Raw genomic sequence first — 17,961 nt, 5'->3', positions numbered from 1 at the left:
ACAAATAAATATACATATCTGTTGGTTGAAATATATTGAGTTCGTGACGACGTCACAGAGGTAATTATTTAGATGTTAATATGAGATTAGAAGTGAGGCTTTAAATGCTTTTAGCCTGAAGCATGCTTTGATTATGCTTCAAGCTTAAATAGGTTTAATTTAGATTACAAGTCCTTGACTGGCAATTTTCATTTTTTCATCTTTAATTCTGATATAAATCTGCGTAGTAACGACACTTGCATGACCTAACATTTTACTTACTGTCATTATTTCAACCTTATTATCAAGCAGGTTGTTTGCGAATGTGCGTCTTAGATCGTGCGGAGCGACATCCTCGATCCCAGCTTGCATAGCCCTTGTTTTCAAGATCGTATAGATTGCTTGATCGCCAATAGAATCGAGGGTCACATCATCGTGACGACGGATACGGGTTATTATTGTACCTTCACTGTCACCACGGACTTCTTCTATCCACTTTTCCAATCTTCTAGCAGTTCCATCGGGCATGAAAGCTAACCTTTCTTTATTACCCTTACCAACAACTCTAATAGCACCATCTCGCCAATTGATCTTGTCCATTGTCAATGCCACTATTTCTCCTCGACGCAGGCCGCAACCTAATAGAACACCGAATATTGCGCCATCTCTGAGTCCTTTACTGCTATCGTCCTCGTCACAAACTGCGAATAATGCTTTCACTTCAAATGCTTCTAAGCACCGACCTTTCGGTAGCCGTTCACCTTTCACACTTTTGATTGATTTTATGTGTTGATAGGCAGTCGTGTCCATAAGTTCCATACACCAAGCTTCATAAGCGACACCTTTTATTGCGGCAAGGTTTGTATTTATGGTGTTAGGCTCTCGACCAGCTTCAATGAATAGATCAATAATAACTTGTACGTGTTGACGTCTAATAGCTCCCCAGTCGCAGTCGTTCATGTCGGAATAGCCGACTAATCTCGCAATATTATTCAGGTTGTAACCCATTTTTTTTCGACTTGATTTAGATCGAAGGCTTAGCAAATAGGCAGATGCGGGATTAATGGTTAAGTTTGCGACTGTAGCGATACCATTATTAATCACTGATAATTGTTTTGTATTGCTACTCATTATTAGTTCCCATTACCTTATCGTTGTAACAACGTTATTAATTATATAATATAACAATAAGATGGTTACACCAACAAGTTGTTCATAGGAATTTTAATGCCGCGTCAATTCAACCCTTCGCTTATCGAATTAGTGAAAATTCAGATTAGAATTAAAATTGATAGTAAAGTCTTAACTAAAACTCATCAGTTCAACGATAAGATAACGAAATCAGAAATTTCCTATCTCTGTAACGGAAATATCAATGAAGACGAAAGTCACTACATACTTCAGTTAAAAGGGTTATTGAATTCTGAGTACTACTTAAAGTTACTCGACTGGAACCGTACAAATCGACATGCGAAAAAAAACATATCAAGAACGGTTCGCCTTGCAGCTCCAACCATCAAAATACTCAACGGGTTAAAGGAAAGGCCGAATCATAAGAGTCAGTCTGATGATTATTTAATCCGCGAAGCGCTAATGAAACTATCCTAAATTCTCCAAAATCGGCCAAATCACAATTGCTCTCTTGATGTTGATATAATCTAACCACTTAATATCAGAGGTGCAGTAATGGATATTCATAAAATTAAAAAACTAAAAAATCAAGCAAGGCAATATGCCAGTAAAAATGAGGAATCCATGCCTATTGCTCTTAATGCAGTAGCTAAAATACATGGCCGTAAAGATTGGAGTGATATGTTGTCGGCATTGCGACTGACCGGTACTCGTAATGCAGCAAAACCTCTGGCCATTCAGATCTAAATTATAAGGTATATAAAACATGATCAATGAAGTTGCAGTGGCGGTGTCCATCACCTTGTCTACGGTTGCATTAGTTCTTTCGGTTATCTCATATTTCCCAACAAGAACTATCAGTAAACATATAGCTAATCCACTTTCTGTTTTCGCTCTAATCCTTGTAACCATTTCACTTTATTTATTAAGCCCTTTGATAACCCAGCAATCAGCTTCGAGTTTGTCTCAGCAATTAAATGATACGAGTATTGACACACAAGCGAGTAGGGTAGAAGTATCCATTAATAAAACAACGCGCCTTTCTACATCACCGGATGTACCGGACATGGTCGTAACGCCAATTACAGTTACCCAACAAAACAACTCTGAAACTGCAAGTCAGCCGCAGTTATTAGAAGTAATAGAAGCTAGACCAAAGATTGGCAATCCTGATGCCGACTATACGGTAGCTATTTTTACTGATATTGAGTGTGAGTTTTGCCAGCAACATCATGCAGAATTAATACAAAGTGTTAAGGTACTCGGTGACAAGGTTAATTTTACATACCTTAACTTACCCAACCAAAAGGTTCACGGAGATATAGCGATTCAAAAGGCAATCATTGCTGAATGTGTGAATGAAGTATCAGGTGTTAACGCTTATTTCAGTTCAATGACGGATATGTTTGGGGCGTTGGGTGCATCTCGCAGCTTGAAAGCGGCTAGTGATGATGCAATGCAATACTCTGAAGATTGGTATGAGAACTGTGATACTGAAGCGCGGTTAAAGGACGTTGAACTGCACGTTAGTTTAGCCGCTCAATTTGATGTAAGGGAAACACCAACGTCATTCTTGCTTAATAACAAAACAGGCCACGGTTCTTTCGAGTCGGGAGTAATGAACACTGAAGAACTAATGACGAAATTGGGAATGTTAGATAAGTAATTTCATGACGTTTGATGCGATTAATCAATATGTGGCACTGTAATACTTAGCACAGTGCCATTGTCACCACATCTTTAAATAGCGGCTATCTTAACTTCCTTTCTACTATCAATAATCGACTTTAAAGTTATGTAATCAGAATTCACGTATACTTTGTCACTGAGTAAATAACTGGTCAATTCAGGATTACACATAAATCCATTAATTGTTTTACTTTTATCACATCCATTTTCACCAAACTTTAAAACATCATCACTTGTAACTGAGCATATATGCTTTCCAGCCTTGAACAATTCGCGTTCTATATACTTGCGCTGACCTTTACGGGTGGAGTCTTTTGCCTTCAACTGCAACAAATGACAACCTTGAATCGAATTAATAAATTTAGTGAGTTCCCGCGGCCAAATTAGGACTAGATTTTGGTCGACTACATGCGCAGAATTAACTGATTCATTTATAGGTATGCTGCCATTTTCTATTTGGACCTTTAACCACCCTGTGAATATGTTGAATGTTTCGTTTTCATTGACACCGAGTTTCTTAATTGACTCTGTGGCCGCAATGCCCTGGGTGGGTGATAGGGTGGCCGACTCGGCATTTAGAATTGTATCTTTTTCTGGAATGCTCTTTAGAGTGTAACCGGAGACTGTTTCACATTGACTGCTCATAATCGTATCTTGTTTGTCGTCGATTATAGGTAGACGAGTAATAACATGACTTGAGTCCTCCAATGCTAGGTTGTTGAGTAAGTATTCTGTCAATGCCTTGTCCAGCATCAACACTTTATTTTTCTTGGCGCCAACATTAGTATTATTTACTTTAACGAAATCACTCCCAAAGACCGAACACAAATGCCTTTGCGCACTGAGTATATCGTTTTTTACCTGTTTTATTTTTTGTCTGTTTGATTTTTTATTTGGCATATGTTTATTTAAAAACTCATTGCCAACGTTAGACTTTATGAAGTGTTGGAATATGTGTGGAGACATAAGCGCGAGGTGCTTTTCAATAATATGGACTGAACTTGATTCTTTATTAATCGCTATGGAGCCATACTCAAGTTCTGATTTTACCCACTCGAAAAATACGGTAAAAGTATCGCCGTCATGTTGAGCTGGTGGTTTAATCATGTCAGACCTATCTGCAGTAGAAAGGGAGGTATCATCGTTGGCTGCATGATGAACGACTGCTCTTTTTTCGTGAGATGTTTTTGATGACAGTCCGGAACTATTTTCGTGTCGTCTGCTCATCACGCTTCCTGATCCAGTAAAGCGATTGAGTATCGGGTTGACCGCGACCCGATTAATGACATTTGCTGCAACAATACATGCAACTACCGTCAGTGCCATATCCATATCTACATTCATTTACTCGTCCTATTTAATATTCTTTTATTATTGGCAAAGTAAGTCTAATTTCAACAATCAGTTATTATCACTGAAGCATTCACTACTTGACCTCGTATTTTCTAAATAGAATTGTAACTTTATCAGGACTTCTTTTGGAGATCGGCTGAATTTTTGAATTCATATGATGCTCCTGACTTAATTCATTAATAAATGTTTCGATGAGCAGTGAAAGCGGATATAACCGAGTTATGTATATTTAAACTTATTCATTGCTTGTTGGCGGAATGAATTATTCATGATTATTTTGAAAGGGCAATAAAATGGGGGGGAAGGCGGTATGACAATATGGACTAGCGGGTATAAGAATGATTTAGAAACAGCTAAGTAGCTGAGGTAGAGATGAGCACACACTTATGTGCGCTCATCTCTTGTAAAACTTTCATTAAGTCTTTAGGAACGCTTAGTTCAAATTCAGCTTCAAACCAGTGCCAAATATCGTAAACATCAGTATGTGGTGTAAAATGTAAAAATGGTTGGAGAATGGAACCATCAACTCCGTCTTCATCCAAAGTGATATTTTTAAAAGTATCCCAAAGGTATTCAGCAATTTTCAATTTAGCTGTGTCATCAGTAAAGTGAACACTCTCATTATCAAATTGTAACTGAACTACATTCAATTTTGTTTTCATTGCTTCTTCTCTGAACGCCTTTAGCGATTCAAAACCGATTGCGTTATTGAAAGCAAATTTAATTGCACCCTGGTGATTTGTAAAAATATATTTTGAGACATGAAAGTCCTTTATGTAGCCAAAGTAGGCGGATTGAGTAAGTAAGCCTATGCTGGTGGCATAGACAAGATTTTACACGAGTGTGACGACGTCACGGAATAGAGCGCCACAATATAATTGTGACGTTCACTATTCTGATAAAAAAATTTATGCTTTTAATAACTTATCTTGGGTAACTCGATCTATAACGTTAATAGCATTCTCTGCGTCGTTAACAAGATCACTTGTGATATTGGCAATAAACCATTGGTTACTGTAAACATCACCTTGAGCCTCGTTTTTAGTTCCGCTAAGTAGAGATTCAATTAGTGGTACCTTCAACACTTTTAATAACGGTAGTACTGTCGATTTGAAGTACTGTTGTTTTCGTTCTTTATCCATTGCATTCACCAGCATGTCATAAGTACCATGGTCACCTCTCGGAGACGCTTGAAAAAAGACATGATTTAAAATTAAACAATCGATAATAGCTTGATCTGTCATTTATTTATCCTTTATGGGATGGTTTGAGCCAAATTGGCAACGCCCAATTAAATTGGGCGTGTTGTTGGTAGTGAAATTATCTTGAGCAAGACATACAGGCTACAGGCGCTTCGGTGATAACAAGGTCATCAACGAGATCTGATAATGCTGGTTTGCAATACTCCATGCTACTTAAAATTCTTCCGTAACATTTAGCGTTTTCAATCATCGGTATTAATTCATTCGCGATCTGTTTAATTTGCTTGTTAGCACTTTTAAGATCTTGTTTAAGCCCTTCAGTTAGTAGTATCCGTTCAATTACGGCCACTGCCTTCTTAATTGCGAAAAGTGGAGTTCGATCGTTCTGCCAGGTAAACACACCAGTAGGCTTAGGCGGTATCTCTTCGTCAAAATCATCTACTTCAAGTTCAAGTATTTGCACTTGACGAGTACCGGTCATTTCCTTTTCATCACTATTGTAAAGTTCTTTAGTGTGAAGACGGTGTAGCCACCAATGTTTAAGAGCTGTCTTTATTCCACCAAGCGATGTTGAATAAGTAATCATTTTCTCAAAGTAAACTTGGGGCTGAAAGAAACCACCGTAACCACCGTGATAATGATATTCGACAGCAACGTAAAGTTTCTTTGCATCGCTAGCTCCGAATAAATCACCGATACTATCGTTGAGTCGATTTTTACCCCGTTCTCCTTCATATCCAGTTGTTGGATTATTTAGTCGAGACGGACGATAGTAAGAAAGCCAATTTCTAGCAGTCCCAGTAATCTCAGATACAGTTTTTGGCATTTCGTTGTATACACGCAACGTATTAGTAGGTATTTCTTCCATATTAGCCGCACGGGTTAAATCCGCTGGTGATTGCTTCCAAGCATCTATTATTTCCGAACGTCTCGAAAAAATACACATTTTGCAGCCAGAGCGCGATTTTTCTTGGTAATAACGCGGGATCCCTTGGATTCGCTCTACGATTTTATTAACGCAACTCTTTGTTAATCCAAGCGCCTGAAGTGGATATGCAGAAGCTATATAATCCTCTTTCCACGTAATACCCTCGCGAGTAGGTTCGTCAAAACGTAAGCCAACAAATTGAATAAACACCGCATCTTCACCGTGCATTTCTCTGAGTTGTTGATATAACTTTTTAATTGGAATAGTTTTGGTATAACCAGTACAGCTACGAGCCCTCTGGCTAGGAAGGAAGTTTCCAGACTTTTCAATCATGGTAAGAAGGTCATCCTTGGGCTTGATCCTAACAATATTTTTTCCAGTAATTGATTCAAAAAGCTCAAGAGCTTCCTCTGTGCCGTCTGCTTCAAATCCTGTATCAGCGTTGATGCATATAAATTTATTGTCAGGGTATCTTGCCGTAAGGACATGCCCGACTGTCATTGAGTCGATCCCCCCGCTAAGCGGAATGATGTAAAATACTTTTTTCCCTGGTACGGTAGGTAATACATACTCTCCGGTCACGAACTCGTCAACAATTGCTTGTCTTTCTTGTAGTGTTATTGAATGAGACATAAAAAGTCCTTGGATGTTGCCTAAAGGCAGTGTTGGTAGGTGGCCATGCAGAAAGCATGTGTCAGTGGTTAGCCAATATCCGACGTTTGAGCAACATAAGTTACACGAAACTGCAATGTGGTTTAACGATGCTGAAACCTCATTGCGGTGTCTAGTAATTAGGCTTTATTTAGGACATGGGACTTTGTTAGATGGAAAGAATAAAAGGGCGTAAGCCCTCTGATTCAGTTTTGATTATAAACACTGGCGTAGTTGCCAATTTGCTTTTGATAGAGCAACTTCTGCATTGAAAGTGCTAGTCATGTAACCACGAGATTTCAATAGTGCAGCTTCTTGTAATTGCTCTTTACACAATTCAACTCGTGCTAAGGCTTTTTGTAGTGCTTTGATCTTGTTAGTCGCGATCGTTGTTAATGAGGTCATTAAATTATCCTTTGGATGGTTTGTGCCAATAAGGCGAGCCCTTAATTGGGCGGTTTGAAAGTTAGGCAGTCTGGGGACCTGTTGGAAGCAATGCCTGTTCCAACGTTTGATGATTTAAAAAATCACACAAAACAATTTTTCGCTGTGCTTAACTTAAATTGCAGACGCAAAAAAGCACAACCCAAAGTTGTTTCTAGTAATTAGATTTGGAATTAAATAGCGATTTCAAAAGATAATGAAATAGCACGAGTAACTGTAGAATGATCTTGAAAGTGAGGCGTGACACCAGCTAAGCCTGACTGGTATCAATTAAGTTAGCTTGAAAGGGGCCAAAAAGCAATTTTTTTGTATGGGTATGTGCTGTTGATTTCTAGGGGGAATAAGATACCATGGATGAACTGGTTTATTCGTCGCCAGGGCATGCCTCAGTCTCTAAGATTGCCAAGACGATACAAAGCTAATCCACAAATATCTTTGGGTAAGCTGACGCGGTGGGGCACGTAGTTAGTATATATAACCAAAAGGTATAGTTATGAAATCTTCATTTCCTCTAGCGGTCTATCCGTCGCAACTAAACGCATTTAAAGAAAAGTCAGATCAACTGGCTAAAGCTATTGCTGATGCGCTATCACAAAAGAAATTATCTTCCTTCAAACGAAATGATTACCTGTCAATCGGTATAGGCTATAAAAGTCACTCTGAATTAACTGACTCGGCAAAATTCAGAAATCAAGCAGATGAAAACGACTTTCTCATTATTTATAATAAAGATGTGACAGACTCAATCATTGCAGTTTTCACAGCTAAAATTGAAGGCCTGAGTGTAAAACTATGTCGCGACATTGTGATTAATCTTAGTAAACTAGAGCAAAAAGCATTCTTACAAGCTGGAATTGATGAAAGCGTCAATTCTATGCATGACGCTATTTTTGATGACGAGTTAATCGAAGACCTTTATGAAACAACTGAAGATGAACGCGAGCAAATAGTTAAATCGTTTATCGACAAGATGCCCTTACAATTAGAGGGTGTTGAATTGTCACCTAAAGAAGCCAGTAGATGTCATTTATTGCCACTTTTAGATATGAATTACAGTTACCTATTTGCTCTTGGTGGCATGGAGAGTAAGAACAGGGATGCAGCAAAGGGCCGAAATATTCCGTTCACTAATAAACACGGAGTTTACACCACAACCTCTAATTTCATCTCGCCAAAATTGAAATTGTTTGGACCTAAATTTGATTCTGACGAGATCGTATTAGCATCGGATATATTGGCAATTAAAACGCTTAGGTTTGATAGGGCCGACTACAACCTTACGGACAATAAGATAAATGATATTTGCAATAAGATGATATTCTTCAAAGCAGAAGTCAATTCTCCTACCATTGTACACAGATTCACTTTGTTTAATGAATTAAGGTTTGATGATAAATACATTGAAGTTGTGTACAGTGATAAACTGATCAACCACATTAATCAGCATTAGTTAGTTGTTGATTTAACTGTTTAATCAAAAATAAGTCATTAATTTCAATATTCAGTCGTTCCCCCTTTCATTAAAGCCAATCTATATAATGTGTCTTAGTTAATATGAAAGGGTAGGGATGATGGACATACAACGATTACTGAGTGAGGGGATGCGCCTAATAAGCAAGTCACTAATTGGCGAAATCGCTGGTGGAGTTGATTTAGCAAAAGATCTTTCTGCAGTCATGCGTACAATTGGCACTAATACAGCTCGGCTTGATGAGAAAAAGAGACTTGGAGATATGATCATTAAGTTGGTCAATAAATATTCCCATTTAGATTCTCTTTTATTTTACGTTACTATAAATGAACACGATATCGAAATTGATTTAAGAAATAGAGCATCGACGTTTGCTTTGGAACTTAGCCGTTCAGCAAACTATTCACCCTCTAACCTCCGCTACTCTGATTTGGGGTTAATGCAGCTGCAGAATCATACGGCTCTATGGCTTAACAGTGTCATTGGTCATGAACATGTCTCTAAGTGGTATGAATTACTTTACCAGGTGCACTTTATTCCGTCATGCCAAAGAAACCTAAAATCACTACTGTTTGATTGGAAGATCTGGTGTAAAGATTTAGCATCCTTACTAGGTGTTGAACCCTCTTACGGCAATGAATCACAATTGAATACAATGGAGTTGACGCTTTCCGACTATTACGCTATCGGTGAGTTAAATAATTGGATAGATAGTTCGGGTTTGGTGAATAGGCGTTATAGGATTATCCCTCGGAAACTATCGAAGCAACTCAGTTCTACTGTATAAAATGCAAATTACCTATAAGTAAGGAATCGTTATATGAAGAAAAAATTTATATGGGCACTAATTAGTTTGTACTCATTGCCTGTAACTGCAGGTGTGAATTTGGACGCTAGTATTTATGATGCTAATGGTCAGTTGGTCAACCAGGCCACTTCACACTTAAACGACGAAGTAAAGTTCAATTCTGTCTATGTGTCTGGGGAAGCTTTTAAATTAAAAGTACTTGGTAGTATTCTTGACGGCGAAAAAGAGCAGTATTATGTGGGGGTCACCTATAGTCGTTCAGATAGTATGAATGTAGTAAATAAAGCTAATATCCTTATTCTTCCTAACAGTGAAATATGCCTGCCGCTCTCGGATGTAACTAAGCCTAAACATTATATGATTAAAACTTATAATGATGAAAGCATGGAAAAGTTATGCTTATCGGTTAACACACCAAATTTGAATGCAAATCAGTTTAAATAAATGTGTTTGCAACTATTGATTACGATGGATTATACCAGTATTTCTATGTTTTAGACTCAATACCCTTCGGTATATCAAGGGGGGGATAACCTGAACAATATAGGTTTTCGAGATTAGTATGGATCGTATTTGAGGACACATACGCCCTTTTATAAATAATAATAAGAAGCGTTCTGCATCTGTAATAATTTGATTTCAATAATTATTCCTGAACTTTGCCAGTTACAGGAATTCAATCCAGCCAATAAAAAGTCAAATCACGATCACCCATAAGTGTTTTTTTCTTTCTTACATCGACACCTATTAAATTCACTATTAAATTTAGATCTATCATCAATTATAAGTTGTCGAAGTAAGTTTAATTGAGTGTATTCTGATGCCGATGGAGTAAATTAATATAAATAATTCATTGTTATTGTTGCATTTTCAACACTGCCTGTTACTATTGGGTAAAGTAACAGGAGGAAGTATGATTAATAAAGCATTAGAAGAACTAATTAAATCCGCTGAGAAGTGTCAGAATATCTTAAAAACCACTAATGAAACTGAACAAAATAATATCATTTCATTTGAGGAAGATCATGAGCCACGACATTTCACACTAAATGTTAAAGCTGAAATGCCATCATTAGACGAAGGCAAGATTTTTGTAAAGTGGTGTACACCAGATTTATTCACTGGTGGCGTCATTACTTTAGCCGCAGGGAATTATAATGAAAAAAGACCTGAATTAGTTAAAGCTGAAGCTATTGTGACTCATTACTTGCTTTCCGTTCGTAAAGTATTTGGTGAACTACAAAAAAAGGATGAAGTCTACTTGGGTTGCGGTAAAGATATGATTAAGGCTCGTGAAGGCAAGTTTAAAAGTGTTCGTCTTATGGAGCCTCGAGATGAAAAGTATTTTGGCTTTATGAATGTTAAGTACCGTACCTCATTAAAATTAGATAAACGCACAGCTGCAACTGATTTTTATTCGCTGAAAGTGATTCATGATGAACGATTATCGACAGATGAAATTGACAGACTTTATTACTCTGATAACTTTAACACCGTAGCTGGTGAAGTTTTTGTATCACTATCAGCTATTAATTCATTCGCAAAAATTGATACTGCTTCGAACATACTAGATTTATTCGCTACAATAACTAAGCAAATGAATAATAAGCTGTTCGAACACAAAGTGACTAACGAAGAAACTGGACGAGAAGTTTGGGGTACACAGGGTAGTCGTTATAATTACAGACTTGAAAATGCAGTCAATAAAGACGACAAACCAATCAAAATATTGGTCGATATTTACGAACGTGCTGCAGTACGATTGCACACAAAAAGGAAAGTATAATGATGAAATATAATAGAAAATTATTTGAAGCTGTTAAAAGTGGTAAACATGACAGCTCTCTGCACTTTATCTCCGCTGATGTACGCTCGTATGAGACAAAGGGTAAAATGTTCTATGGACTCTATCTTGACTCTGCATCTTCTTTATTAGCTCTAATAGTTCCGGTGTTACTTATAGCTATTTTTCTTGGTGCAGCCTGGGGCTTGGTCTTCGGCCAAAACTTTGATGCTCAGATGTTTGCTATCACCTTTTTACTCTTCGGCTGTGAAGCTGTTATACGGTTCTTTGTTTTGTATTGGGCGTGTAACATTGAGTCAACAATTGCTCATGAAAATGGTCAAAATATATTTGGAGGGTAGAGATTATGCTTGTCTCGTTAGATTGTGGGCAATTGACATGAATGCTGCTCCTAAAGTTGAGTACGTTTCTACAAATGAAGAAATAGTTTACGCTCTTACCTATTTATCAAAAAAGAAAATCGCCTGTGAGGTTACAGCTGATACTAAAAATGCAAAGTATAAATTAAATGAATTCATTGCTGACGGTTTAAAAATTGAGATTAAGGAGTCTTTGAGACGTGCTCTACGTCAATTCAGACTTCGTAAAAATGTTAAAAATAAGGAAGCTGTTACTGGTATTACGATTAATTTGCCGATAAGCAAGTCGACTGTTGGTAAAATGATGAACTCATTAGAAATTGATAAAATGGACAAAAATAAATTTAGGCGTTTAATTACTAATTTAATTAAAAAAGAGTTTGAATAACGATATTCGGCCGATTCACATATCTTTATTAGAAAGGGTTATCATCTAATTCTGCCAATATAATTATAATTAGAATTAGGGGTTAGAATGAAGATAGTAAGTGGGGCCGGTGCCGAAGTGCCATTGTGTATTGACTATTCAAATGTAAAACTCGACGACAGAGTCATGGATGCTTTACTATCACCAAACCAGTATTATTATCAACCTATCGTAGATGTAATAAACGAATCAGTTGTTGGGTTTGAGATGCTTTCTAGAGCAGAAATTAAAGGTATCAAAGGTCGCGTTAACATATCGACACTATTCGATAACTTAACCGATAGAACACGATTTAATTTTGATTTGTTCAGTCTTAAGCATGCAATAAGAACTATTAGTAAGTATAAGGATAAACGCTTCTATCTATCAGTGAATATTGAGCCAGACCATATTATCAAAAATTATTTTATATCACATGTACGACGGTTGATGTCAGATGAAGACATTACCAATATAGGACATAGAATAGTTTTAGAGATAACTGAGCGTTCAGAGTTGAAACGTTCTAAACCAGTAATTGATAATTTAGATGTTTTAGCCTCATTAGGGTTTTGCTTATCAATAGATGATTTCGGTACAGGGTTCAGTAATTTAGCACTCTTCACATGGCTCAAACCAGATTACCTTAAAATCGATGGTGTTTTTGTTGATAATATTGGTTCGGAGGAAGACAATCCAGAGTTACTAAAAGCTATTATAAACCTTTCTCATGGTATTGGTGCTACTGTCATTGCAGAGCGAATAGAAACAGAAATGCAATTGGAATCACTTAAGCAAAGGGGGGTTCAGTATTGTCAAGGCTATTATTTGGGAAAACCTAATGGATCTCTAATTTCTAAGTTTGAGATTGTTTAAATCAACCTCTTATAACCAAAAAACATAAGATATAACCCAAAGGGAGTGCCTTTACGCTTAAATAATTGTAAATTAACGTTATAACTTTCGTTTTCTGAATTTAGATAACCTATAATAGATTATAAGTTATAACTATTAAGACTCACTATGACATTTCCGAATGTTAAATGTGAAAAGTCGTATAAAGGGTTAGTATCATGATTACAATTGGAACCTGTCGATTTCGTAACGATGAGTTTGGTGGTTTATTCTCGAAAGAGATGTTAGAAATAGTTCAACCTGAGTTTAAAATTATTACAAACGATAGAACTCTTGCTGATAGTTTTTCTCGTTTAAAAGTTAATGAAAAAACCCGTGCTCATGTTATCAAGAATAATGGCGTTAACTTACTATCACGAATCCTTAACCTACTTCAGGCTGAACTTGGGATTAGGGAAACTAAAGAACAATTGCTAAATAGACTGTTTGATAATGATAATGATTTTTATCTATATTTTCAAGCGTTAACTCTATCTCTAAAATTCAAAATTGTCACCGGATCTACTTCGAAAGACTTAGTGAATAACAACACTCAATCAGAAATTAATATCACGACTGTTGATAGTGATGAAATTTACAGTGTTCCGATGCCAAAATTTGCATTTGAATCACTTATATCTATGGCTGCAGCTAAATATACGGTAGCTGAGTATAGTTCGATTAGGTCTGATATAATTCAAAGTATCGACAATGCATTTCCAGCTGTAGATGAAAATGAACGTCGAGATATGCTGATTAAACTCTTATGGCTATCAACAACAAGCCAAAGTGACAGGGGCTTGTTAGATGCTTTTATAAACATTGAATCAATGAGTTCTATAACGTTTACGATAAACAAAGAAGCCAGTAATCTTTTAAGTATTCGAGTTAAAGATGGTTCTGACAGTACCCCTAGAAGTACAACCTACTAGTTTAAGTTATTCACTCAAAGCCAAATCGACTTGCAAGAGAAGCCAGGCTTTGACAATCTTAATTTATTTTACAATATCTCACTGCTTTAATATCAAGTTTTAGTTAATCCACTAAATCTAACCTTCAACTTATTCCGACGGCCTCTCAAACAAGTAATTACTGAAGATAATTAAAGTATCCTTTTAGGAATACGATTTTTCAAAGTCATTTTGTTGCCGAGTATTAAAAATACATGTAATTTTTTTACACAAACTAGCCCGTGAAGACTGTTAGTATCGTTACTTTGTCCAAATTTTAAATAGACCGCAACAATACGTTGCTATATATCAAAATATAAGTAATTTCTTTATGACAACATGCATACTTTAATTTAGTTTTTTTAGGATTACTTTGACTTGATTGACTGTAATATGAAATGTGTTTTACTTTCTGTTATCCAGTAGTTTGTGGAGAGTGATGTCAATTTTTCAAGAGTAATAACCAATCATGTTGTTAGTTAATATTCAGCCATAATACTTTCAGGTGATGTGGTATGATATTATAGTCACTTGTTATTATACTTTAGTCATGGTGTTAAAGATCAAAGATTTAATAGTTTTTCAACCTAGTGTAGTTGGTGTTACTAATCAGGTTCAGGTTCAGTGTGTATCCCTACTTGAAGTTATAGATAATATGACTTGGCCCAAAGGGTCAACTTGTGCAACTCAAGAACCTGATGGTGAAATACTGTTCTGGAACGCCTCTATTGAAGAGGTCACTTTAATTCGTAAAACCACACAAGGAAATAATAGCCTAGTTCCTAAGTTAGGCAAAGACAATGTGGTAATGGCAACACATTACGATCCGAGTAATCATTTTCTTGCAATTGATTGGAAGAATGCCGTGATCGTACAAAAGAAATCAAATATTGATTGGTTCAATTAATTATCATGAATTTAAAGTTTAGCTATAGCAGTTACCCTTTGAATTCTTTATGTTAATCCTATTTGTACAAAGTAATCCACAAAATCTGTGGATAACTAACACTTCTTGAATTGCTAATTTGAGTAGTTCGCATATACACTGTTGTAAATAATTACAGATAATGTAAAGTATTGATACGCACTAGGCTAAGTGCGTCATTGAAGCCTCACTTCCACGTTTCGCCCAACTACAATACCCCGTGACGCCGTCACACTTTTCTGGGTATGACTCCCAACACTATAATACTCAAAAGAGCTATGAAATTTTGCCTTCCTGAACTCAGTAAATTGATATTTCATCGCTGTTTTACGTGATATTCCAATCACTAGATTGTCGCACAAGGCTGTTAGCGACAAGCGTTCTTACGCTGCCTTACTTTCAATCCTTCCACATAGGGTAAATCTTATGGAAAAAATATTAATGATAGAACTGATTAAGGCCGCAACCGGTATTGTTCAAGCTCTAATCCCAACTATTGGCGCCATCTTCATTGGTAAGCGCCTGATAAAAAACCAAGTACTAATCGAAAGCCTTAAAACAGCTCTTACTGACCTCAATTTCATGTTGATTGTCGAACAAATTTACTGTGAACAAAATCGTGAATCAAAGCTTACTGGTAAGAATTTAATACGCCAGAAAGCTAAAGAGGAAGCTGGCTACGCGCCATCTGGTAAGTTTTCGAAATCTAAAATCGTAACTAAGATACAAAGTTTAAATAAACACTAAACATAAACCCAATCTGCCTTCTGGCAAAATCCAACAATCCATTAAGGAATTTAATATGCAAACTATCGATCTTGACGGCCGTTCTGGTAACACCATGTCTTTGATCTCAATCGGAGAAAGTGCAAAACGTCAAATGTGCGAATCGCGTCAAGAACAGCGAGCATTTCGCGATAAGATGTTAAAACTTGATACCTACAAAGCAGTTGTTAAAGCTTTTGTTGTTGAGTTTCGATTTCTTTATGAACTGACTAAAGACGGTGAAACAGTGACTGAGGATAATATCGATGAGTTATTCTAATCTTGTTATTCCAACCACCAAAACCTTTGAAGTTTATCGTCATACAAATGAATTTATGGATATTTATAGTAAATATCCTTCTGGCTTAACGGAAGCGGAAGAGAAAATAGTCAATCTAAAACGACTAGGTTCTATTTCTATTGATGCAGCTATTGAACTTTGGCGTGAGCATAATCAATACTTTGAGATCGCAGCAAAAGTAATCGCAACTGACATAGATGAAGTATTTACGTTGACGAATTCAATTAATCACTTTTGGGGTGACAATGAACAGGTCGAACTAATCAGTGAAAATACATTTAACTCTAGTACATCAATTGGTGATGTAATTATAGTTGAAGGTAGAACCCTTATCTGTGCTTGTGCAGGTTGGCAAGATATAACTTTTTAACCCCTTATTTCGATATCACGCTATAAGGGCGTTTTGAACTCCAACTGACCAATAGGTCACCATCCAAAATTATAGGTAATACTATGTCCGATCGTATAGTAATCAAAACTGACACTTGGATACCAAATCCAACTAGACCAGGCATGTTAATGCTGGACCGTACTTTTAGAATTGAAGAGGTGTTCAACAACTTCAAAAATGTACTGGCTCAACTTATCATTCATGAAATTGCTCCCGATTGCACTGCTCTTGGTAATGCAGAGCGTTGTGATATTGAATGGGGCATTAATCCTAAAGACACTTGGCCATCAGGTAAAATTAAAATCATCGTAGACCACGGCGGTTGTGAAGGTTACTACGTTACTGTTTGCGTGGTAAATGAAGGGACAATATTAGAACTGTTCGGAATTAAGTATTTCGACCACGATCTTTCATGGCAAGTAGGGCGTTATCTTGACGATGCTTTCCATGAAGGCCTATTCGGATAACTTCAACTTCAAAACTCGAATCGGCTAATTTACACATGTAATTTAGCCTTTTTTTTCAAGACTCCATTAGGAAATTAATATGAATAATTTAAAACCGAACGCAATTCACGCCCTCGTAACAGTTAAATTAGCCATGGCTGCTAACGTTAGTGACGGAGACGATATTGCAGATCAAATCAACAATCTTTTGGGACAAGCAGTTAAAGAAGACATAATTGCTGACTTCAAATTCACAAATACTGTCATTCCAGTTCTTGCTCAAGCATCAGAAAATCCGGTGGAGAATGAACTACTCAAAACACCCACTGCAATTGAAGAATTACTGCTATGGCTTGAAGACAATGTCGAACAAGGTACTCAAATAATGTTTGGTGACAATGTTTACTCTGCAGATGTGCTCGCTGCAATGAAAACAGAAGGTTACACTGCGTAATTTTTAATGAAACTTACTTAGCCGGCTAATTTATTTGATCTGGTTTACTCATTAGATAAACATACAACAAATGGAGTTATCAATGTCCGTAATTGCAATCCCACTAAACATCAAAGGTAAGCTTACAATTATTAATGGTATAGAAACCCTTGAACACTTCTGGAATATCATTGTCCTGACAGCTCATTCACTATACGAGAATAATGGTTTTGATGAGGACTGTGAACAAAATATTGAATATCGTAAAAATCATATACTTAGTACACTTCAGGGTTCAATCGATATTAACCTGTTAGATCCGAGCATAATTCCTGATCCAATGATTGTAACCTTGTTCCAATATCACGAACTTGAAACAATAGGAATGCTTATTAAACATGGTGAAAATAGCGAGTGGGATTTCTAATATTTATTTTTAATATAAAGTTGTCTTTGAATCTTAAACCTCAACGCAAGTGAAACAAATATGAAGGTTATCAATAATTCAATATTAATCACGTTGGTTATATGAACAACTAGTGATTACAAAAAGTCGGGATCCAGTTGATGCACTTAATGATGCAATAGCATTAGTTAAGTCTCTGGAGTTACGTCTTCACTTATTAGAAAA

At 36.6% G+C, this 17,961-nt stretch carries 24 protein-coding genes; 18 read left to right on the top strand and 6 right to left on the bottom strand.

What is annotated here, in order from left to right; translation table 11 throughout:
- Positions 1-159: 159 nt before the first annotated feature.
- A complete protein-coding gene (locus JFU56_RS12265; protein WP_198437582.1) occupies positions 160-1,110 on the bottom strand; it encodes a tyrosine-type recombinase/integrase in 951 nt (316 codons plus the stop codon).
- 96 nt (positions 1,111-1,206) lie between these two features.
- Between JFU56_RS12265 and JFU56_RS12260 the strand changes: the two genes are divergently transcribed.
- From JFU56_RS12260 to JFU56_RS12250, 3 genes are all read left to right on the top strand, one after another.
- On the top strand, positions 1,207-1,587 hold the full coding sequence (locus JFU56_RS12260) for a hypothetical protein (protein ID WP_198437581.1): 381 nt from the start codon (positions 1,207-1,209) through the stop codon (positions 1,585-1,587).
- A 78-nt stretch (positions 1,588-1,665) separates the two neighbouring features.
- Entirely contained in the window at positions 1,666-1,857 is a 192-nt protein-coding gene (locus JFU56_RS12255) for a hypothetical protein (protein ID WP_198437580.1), read from the top strand.
- A 19-nt stretch (positions 1,858-1,876) separates the two neighbouring features.
- Positions 1,877-2,776 carry a thioredoxin domain-containing protein gene (locus JFU56_RS12250; RefSeq protein WP_198437579.1) on the top strand — a complete coding sequence of 300 codons (900 nt, stop codon included), beginning with the start codon at positions 1,877-1,879 and terminating at the stop codon, positions 2,774-2,776.
- Positions 2,777-2,850: 74 nt separating this feature from the next.
- On the opposite strand, the gene JFU56_RS12245 is transcribed toward JFU56_RS12250, so the two are convergent.
- The 5 genes from JFU56_RS12245 to JFU56_RS12225 form a co-directional block, all read right to left on the bottom strand.
- Positions 2,851-4,143, bottom strand: a complete 1,293-nt coding sequence (locus JFU56_RS12245) for a conjugal transfer nickase/helicase domain-containing protein (RefSeq protein WP_198437578.1) — start codon at positions 4,141-4,143, stop codon at positions 2,851-2,853.
- 362 nt (positions 4,144-4,505) lie between these two features.
- Entirely contained in the window at positions 4,506-4,814 is a 309-nt protein-coding gene (locus JFU56_RS12240; protein ID WP_198437577.1) for a hypothetical protein, read from the bottom strand.
- 246 nt (positions 4,815-5,060) lie between these two features.
- Positions 5,061-5,396: a hypothetical protein gene (locus JFU56_RS12235; protein ID WP_198437576.1), complete on the bottom strand. Its 336-nt coding sequence runs from the start codon at positions 5,394-5,396 to the stop codon at positions 5,061-5,063.
- Between the two features lie 76 nt (positions 5,397-5,472).
- Positions 5,473-6,915, bottom strand: a complete 1,443-nt coding sequence (locus JFU56_RS12230) for a hypothetical protein (protein ID WP_198437575.1) — start codon at positions 6,913-6,915, stop codon at positions 5,473-5,475.
- Between the two features lie 234 nt (positions 6,916-7,149).
- Entirely contained in the window at positions 7,150-7,338 is a 189-nt protein-coding gene (locus JFU56_RS12225) for a hypothetical protein (protein WP_198437574.1), read from the bottom strand.
- Positions 7,339-7,870: 532 nt separating this feature from the next.
- Here JFU56_RS12225 and JFU56_RS12220 point away from each other — a divergent pair.
- From JFU56_RS12220 to JFU56_RS12150, 15 genes are all read left to right on the top strand, one after another.
- The gene (locus JFU56_RS12220; protein ID WP_198437573.1) at positions 7,871-8,827 is read left to right on the top strand and encodes a hypothetical protein; all 957 of its coding nucleotides are present in this window, start codon (positions 7,871-7,873) and stop codon (positions 8,825-8,827) included.
- Between the two features lie 118 nt (positions 8,828-8,945).
- On the top strand, positions 8,946-9,635 hold the full coding sequence (locus tag JFU56_RS12215) for a hypothetical protein (RefSeq protein ID WP_198437572.1): 690 nt from the start codon (positions 8,946-8,948) through the stop codon (positions 9,633-9,635).
- A 33-nt stretch (positions 9,636-9,668) separates the two neighbouring features.
- Positions 9,669-10,100, top strand: coding sequence for a hypothetical protein (locus JFU56_RS12210; protein WP_198437571.1), 432 nt, complete (start codon positions 9,669-9,671; stop codon positions 10,098-10,100).
- Positions 10,101-10,569: 469 nt separating this feature from the next.
- The gene (locus tag JFU56_RS12205) at positions 10,570-11,442 is read left to right on the top strand and encodes a hypothetical protein (RefSeq protein ID WP_198437570.1); all 873 of its coding nucleotides are present in this window, start codon (positions 10,570-10,572) and stop codon (positions 11,440-11,442) included.
- Positions 11,442-11,801: a hypothetical protein gene (locus JFU56_RS12200; RefSeq protein ID WP_198437569.1), complete on the top strand. Its 360-nt coding sequence runs from the start codon at positions 11,442-11,444 to the stop codon at positions 11,799-11,801. The genes JFU56_RS12205 and JFU56_RS12200 overlap by 1 nt, the downstream gene beginning before the upstream one ends.
- A gap of 37 nt (positions 11,802-11,838) precedes the next feature.
- Complete coding sequence (locus JFU56_RS12195; RefSeq protein WP_198437568.1) at positions 11,839-12,207, top strand: hypothetical protein; 369 nt, start codon at positions 11,839-11,841, stop codon at positions 12,205-12,207.
- Between the two features lie 87 nt (positions 12,208-12,294).
- On the top strand, positions 12,295-13,101 hold the full coding sequence (locus tag JFU56_RS12190) for an EAL domain-containing protein (protein ID WP_198437567.1): 807 nt from the start codon (positions 12,295-12,297) through the stop codon (positions 13,099-13,101).
- A gap of 197 nt (positions 13,102-13,298) precedes the next feature.
- A complete protein-coding gene (locus JFU56_RS12185) occupies positions 13,299-14,051 on the top strand; it encodes a hypothetical protein (protein WP_198437566.1) in 753 nt (250 codons plus the stop codon).
- A gap of 673 nt (positions 14,052-14,724) precedes the next feature.
- On the top strand, positions 14,725-14,976 hold the full coding sequence (locus JFU56_RS12180) for a hypothetical protein (protein ID WP_198437565.1): 252 nt from the start codon (positions 14,725-14,727) through the stop codon (positions 14,974-14,976).
- 444 nt (positions 14,977-15,420) lie between these two features.
- Complete coding sequence (locus tag JFU56_RS12175; protein ID WP_198437564.1) at positions 15,421-15,741, top strand: hypothetical protein; 321 nt, start codon at positions 15,421-15,423, stop codon at positions 15,739-15,741.
- A gap of 55 nt (positions 15,742-15,796) precedes the next feature.
- Positions 15,797-16,039 carry a hypothetical protein gene (locus tag JFU56_RS12170; protein ID WP_198437563.1) on the top strand — a complete coding sequence of 81 codons (243 nt, stop codon included), beginning with the start codon at positions 15,797-15,799 and terminating at the stop codon, positions 16,037-16,039.
- On the top strand, positions 16,026-16,430 hold the full coding sequence (locus JFU56_RS12165; protein WP_198437562.1) for a hypothetical protein: 405 nt from the start codon (positions 16,026-16,028) through the stop codon (positions 16,428-16,430). Before JFU56_RS12170 ends, JFU56_RS12165 begins: the two co-directional genes overlap by 14 nt.
- A 149-nt stretch (positions 16,431-16,579) precedes the next feature.
- Positions 16,580-16,918 carry a hypothetical protein gene (locus tag JFU56_RS12160; RefSeq protein WP_198437561.1) on the top strand — a complete coding sequence of 113 codons (339 nt, stop codon included), beginning with the start codon at positions 16,580-16,582 and terminating at the stop codon, positions 16,916-16,918.
- Between the two features lie 79 nt (positions 16,919-16,997).
- Positions 16,998-17,351: a hypothetical protein gene (locus tag JFU56_RS12155; RefSeq protein WP_198437560.1), complete on the top strand. Its 354-nt coding sequence runs from the start codon at positions 16,998-17,000 to the stop codon at positions 17,349-17,351.
- A gap of 82 nt (positions 17,352-17,433) precedes the next feature.
- Entirely contained in the window at positions 17,434-17,757 is a 324-nt protein-coding gene (locus JFU56_RS12150) for a hypothetical protein (protein WP_198437559.1), read from the top strand.
- Positions 17,758-17,961: the final 204 nt, after the last annotated feature.

This window comes from Moritella sp. F3 (assembly GCF_015082335.1).
Lineage (GTDB): Bacteria > Pseudomonadota > Gammaproteobacteria > Enterobacterales > Moritellaceae > Moritella.
The sequence above is the reverse complement of the archived record's forward strand: the minus strand, read 5'-3'. Positions and strand labels throughout refer to the sequence as shown.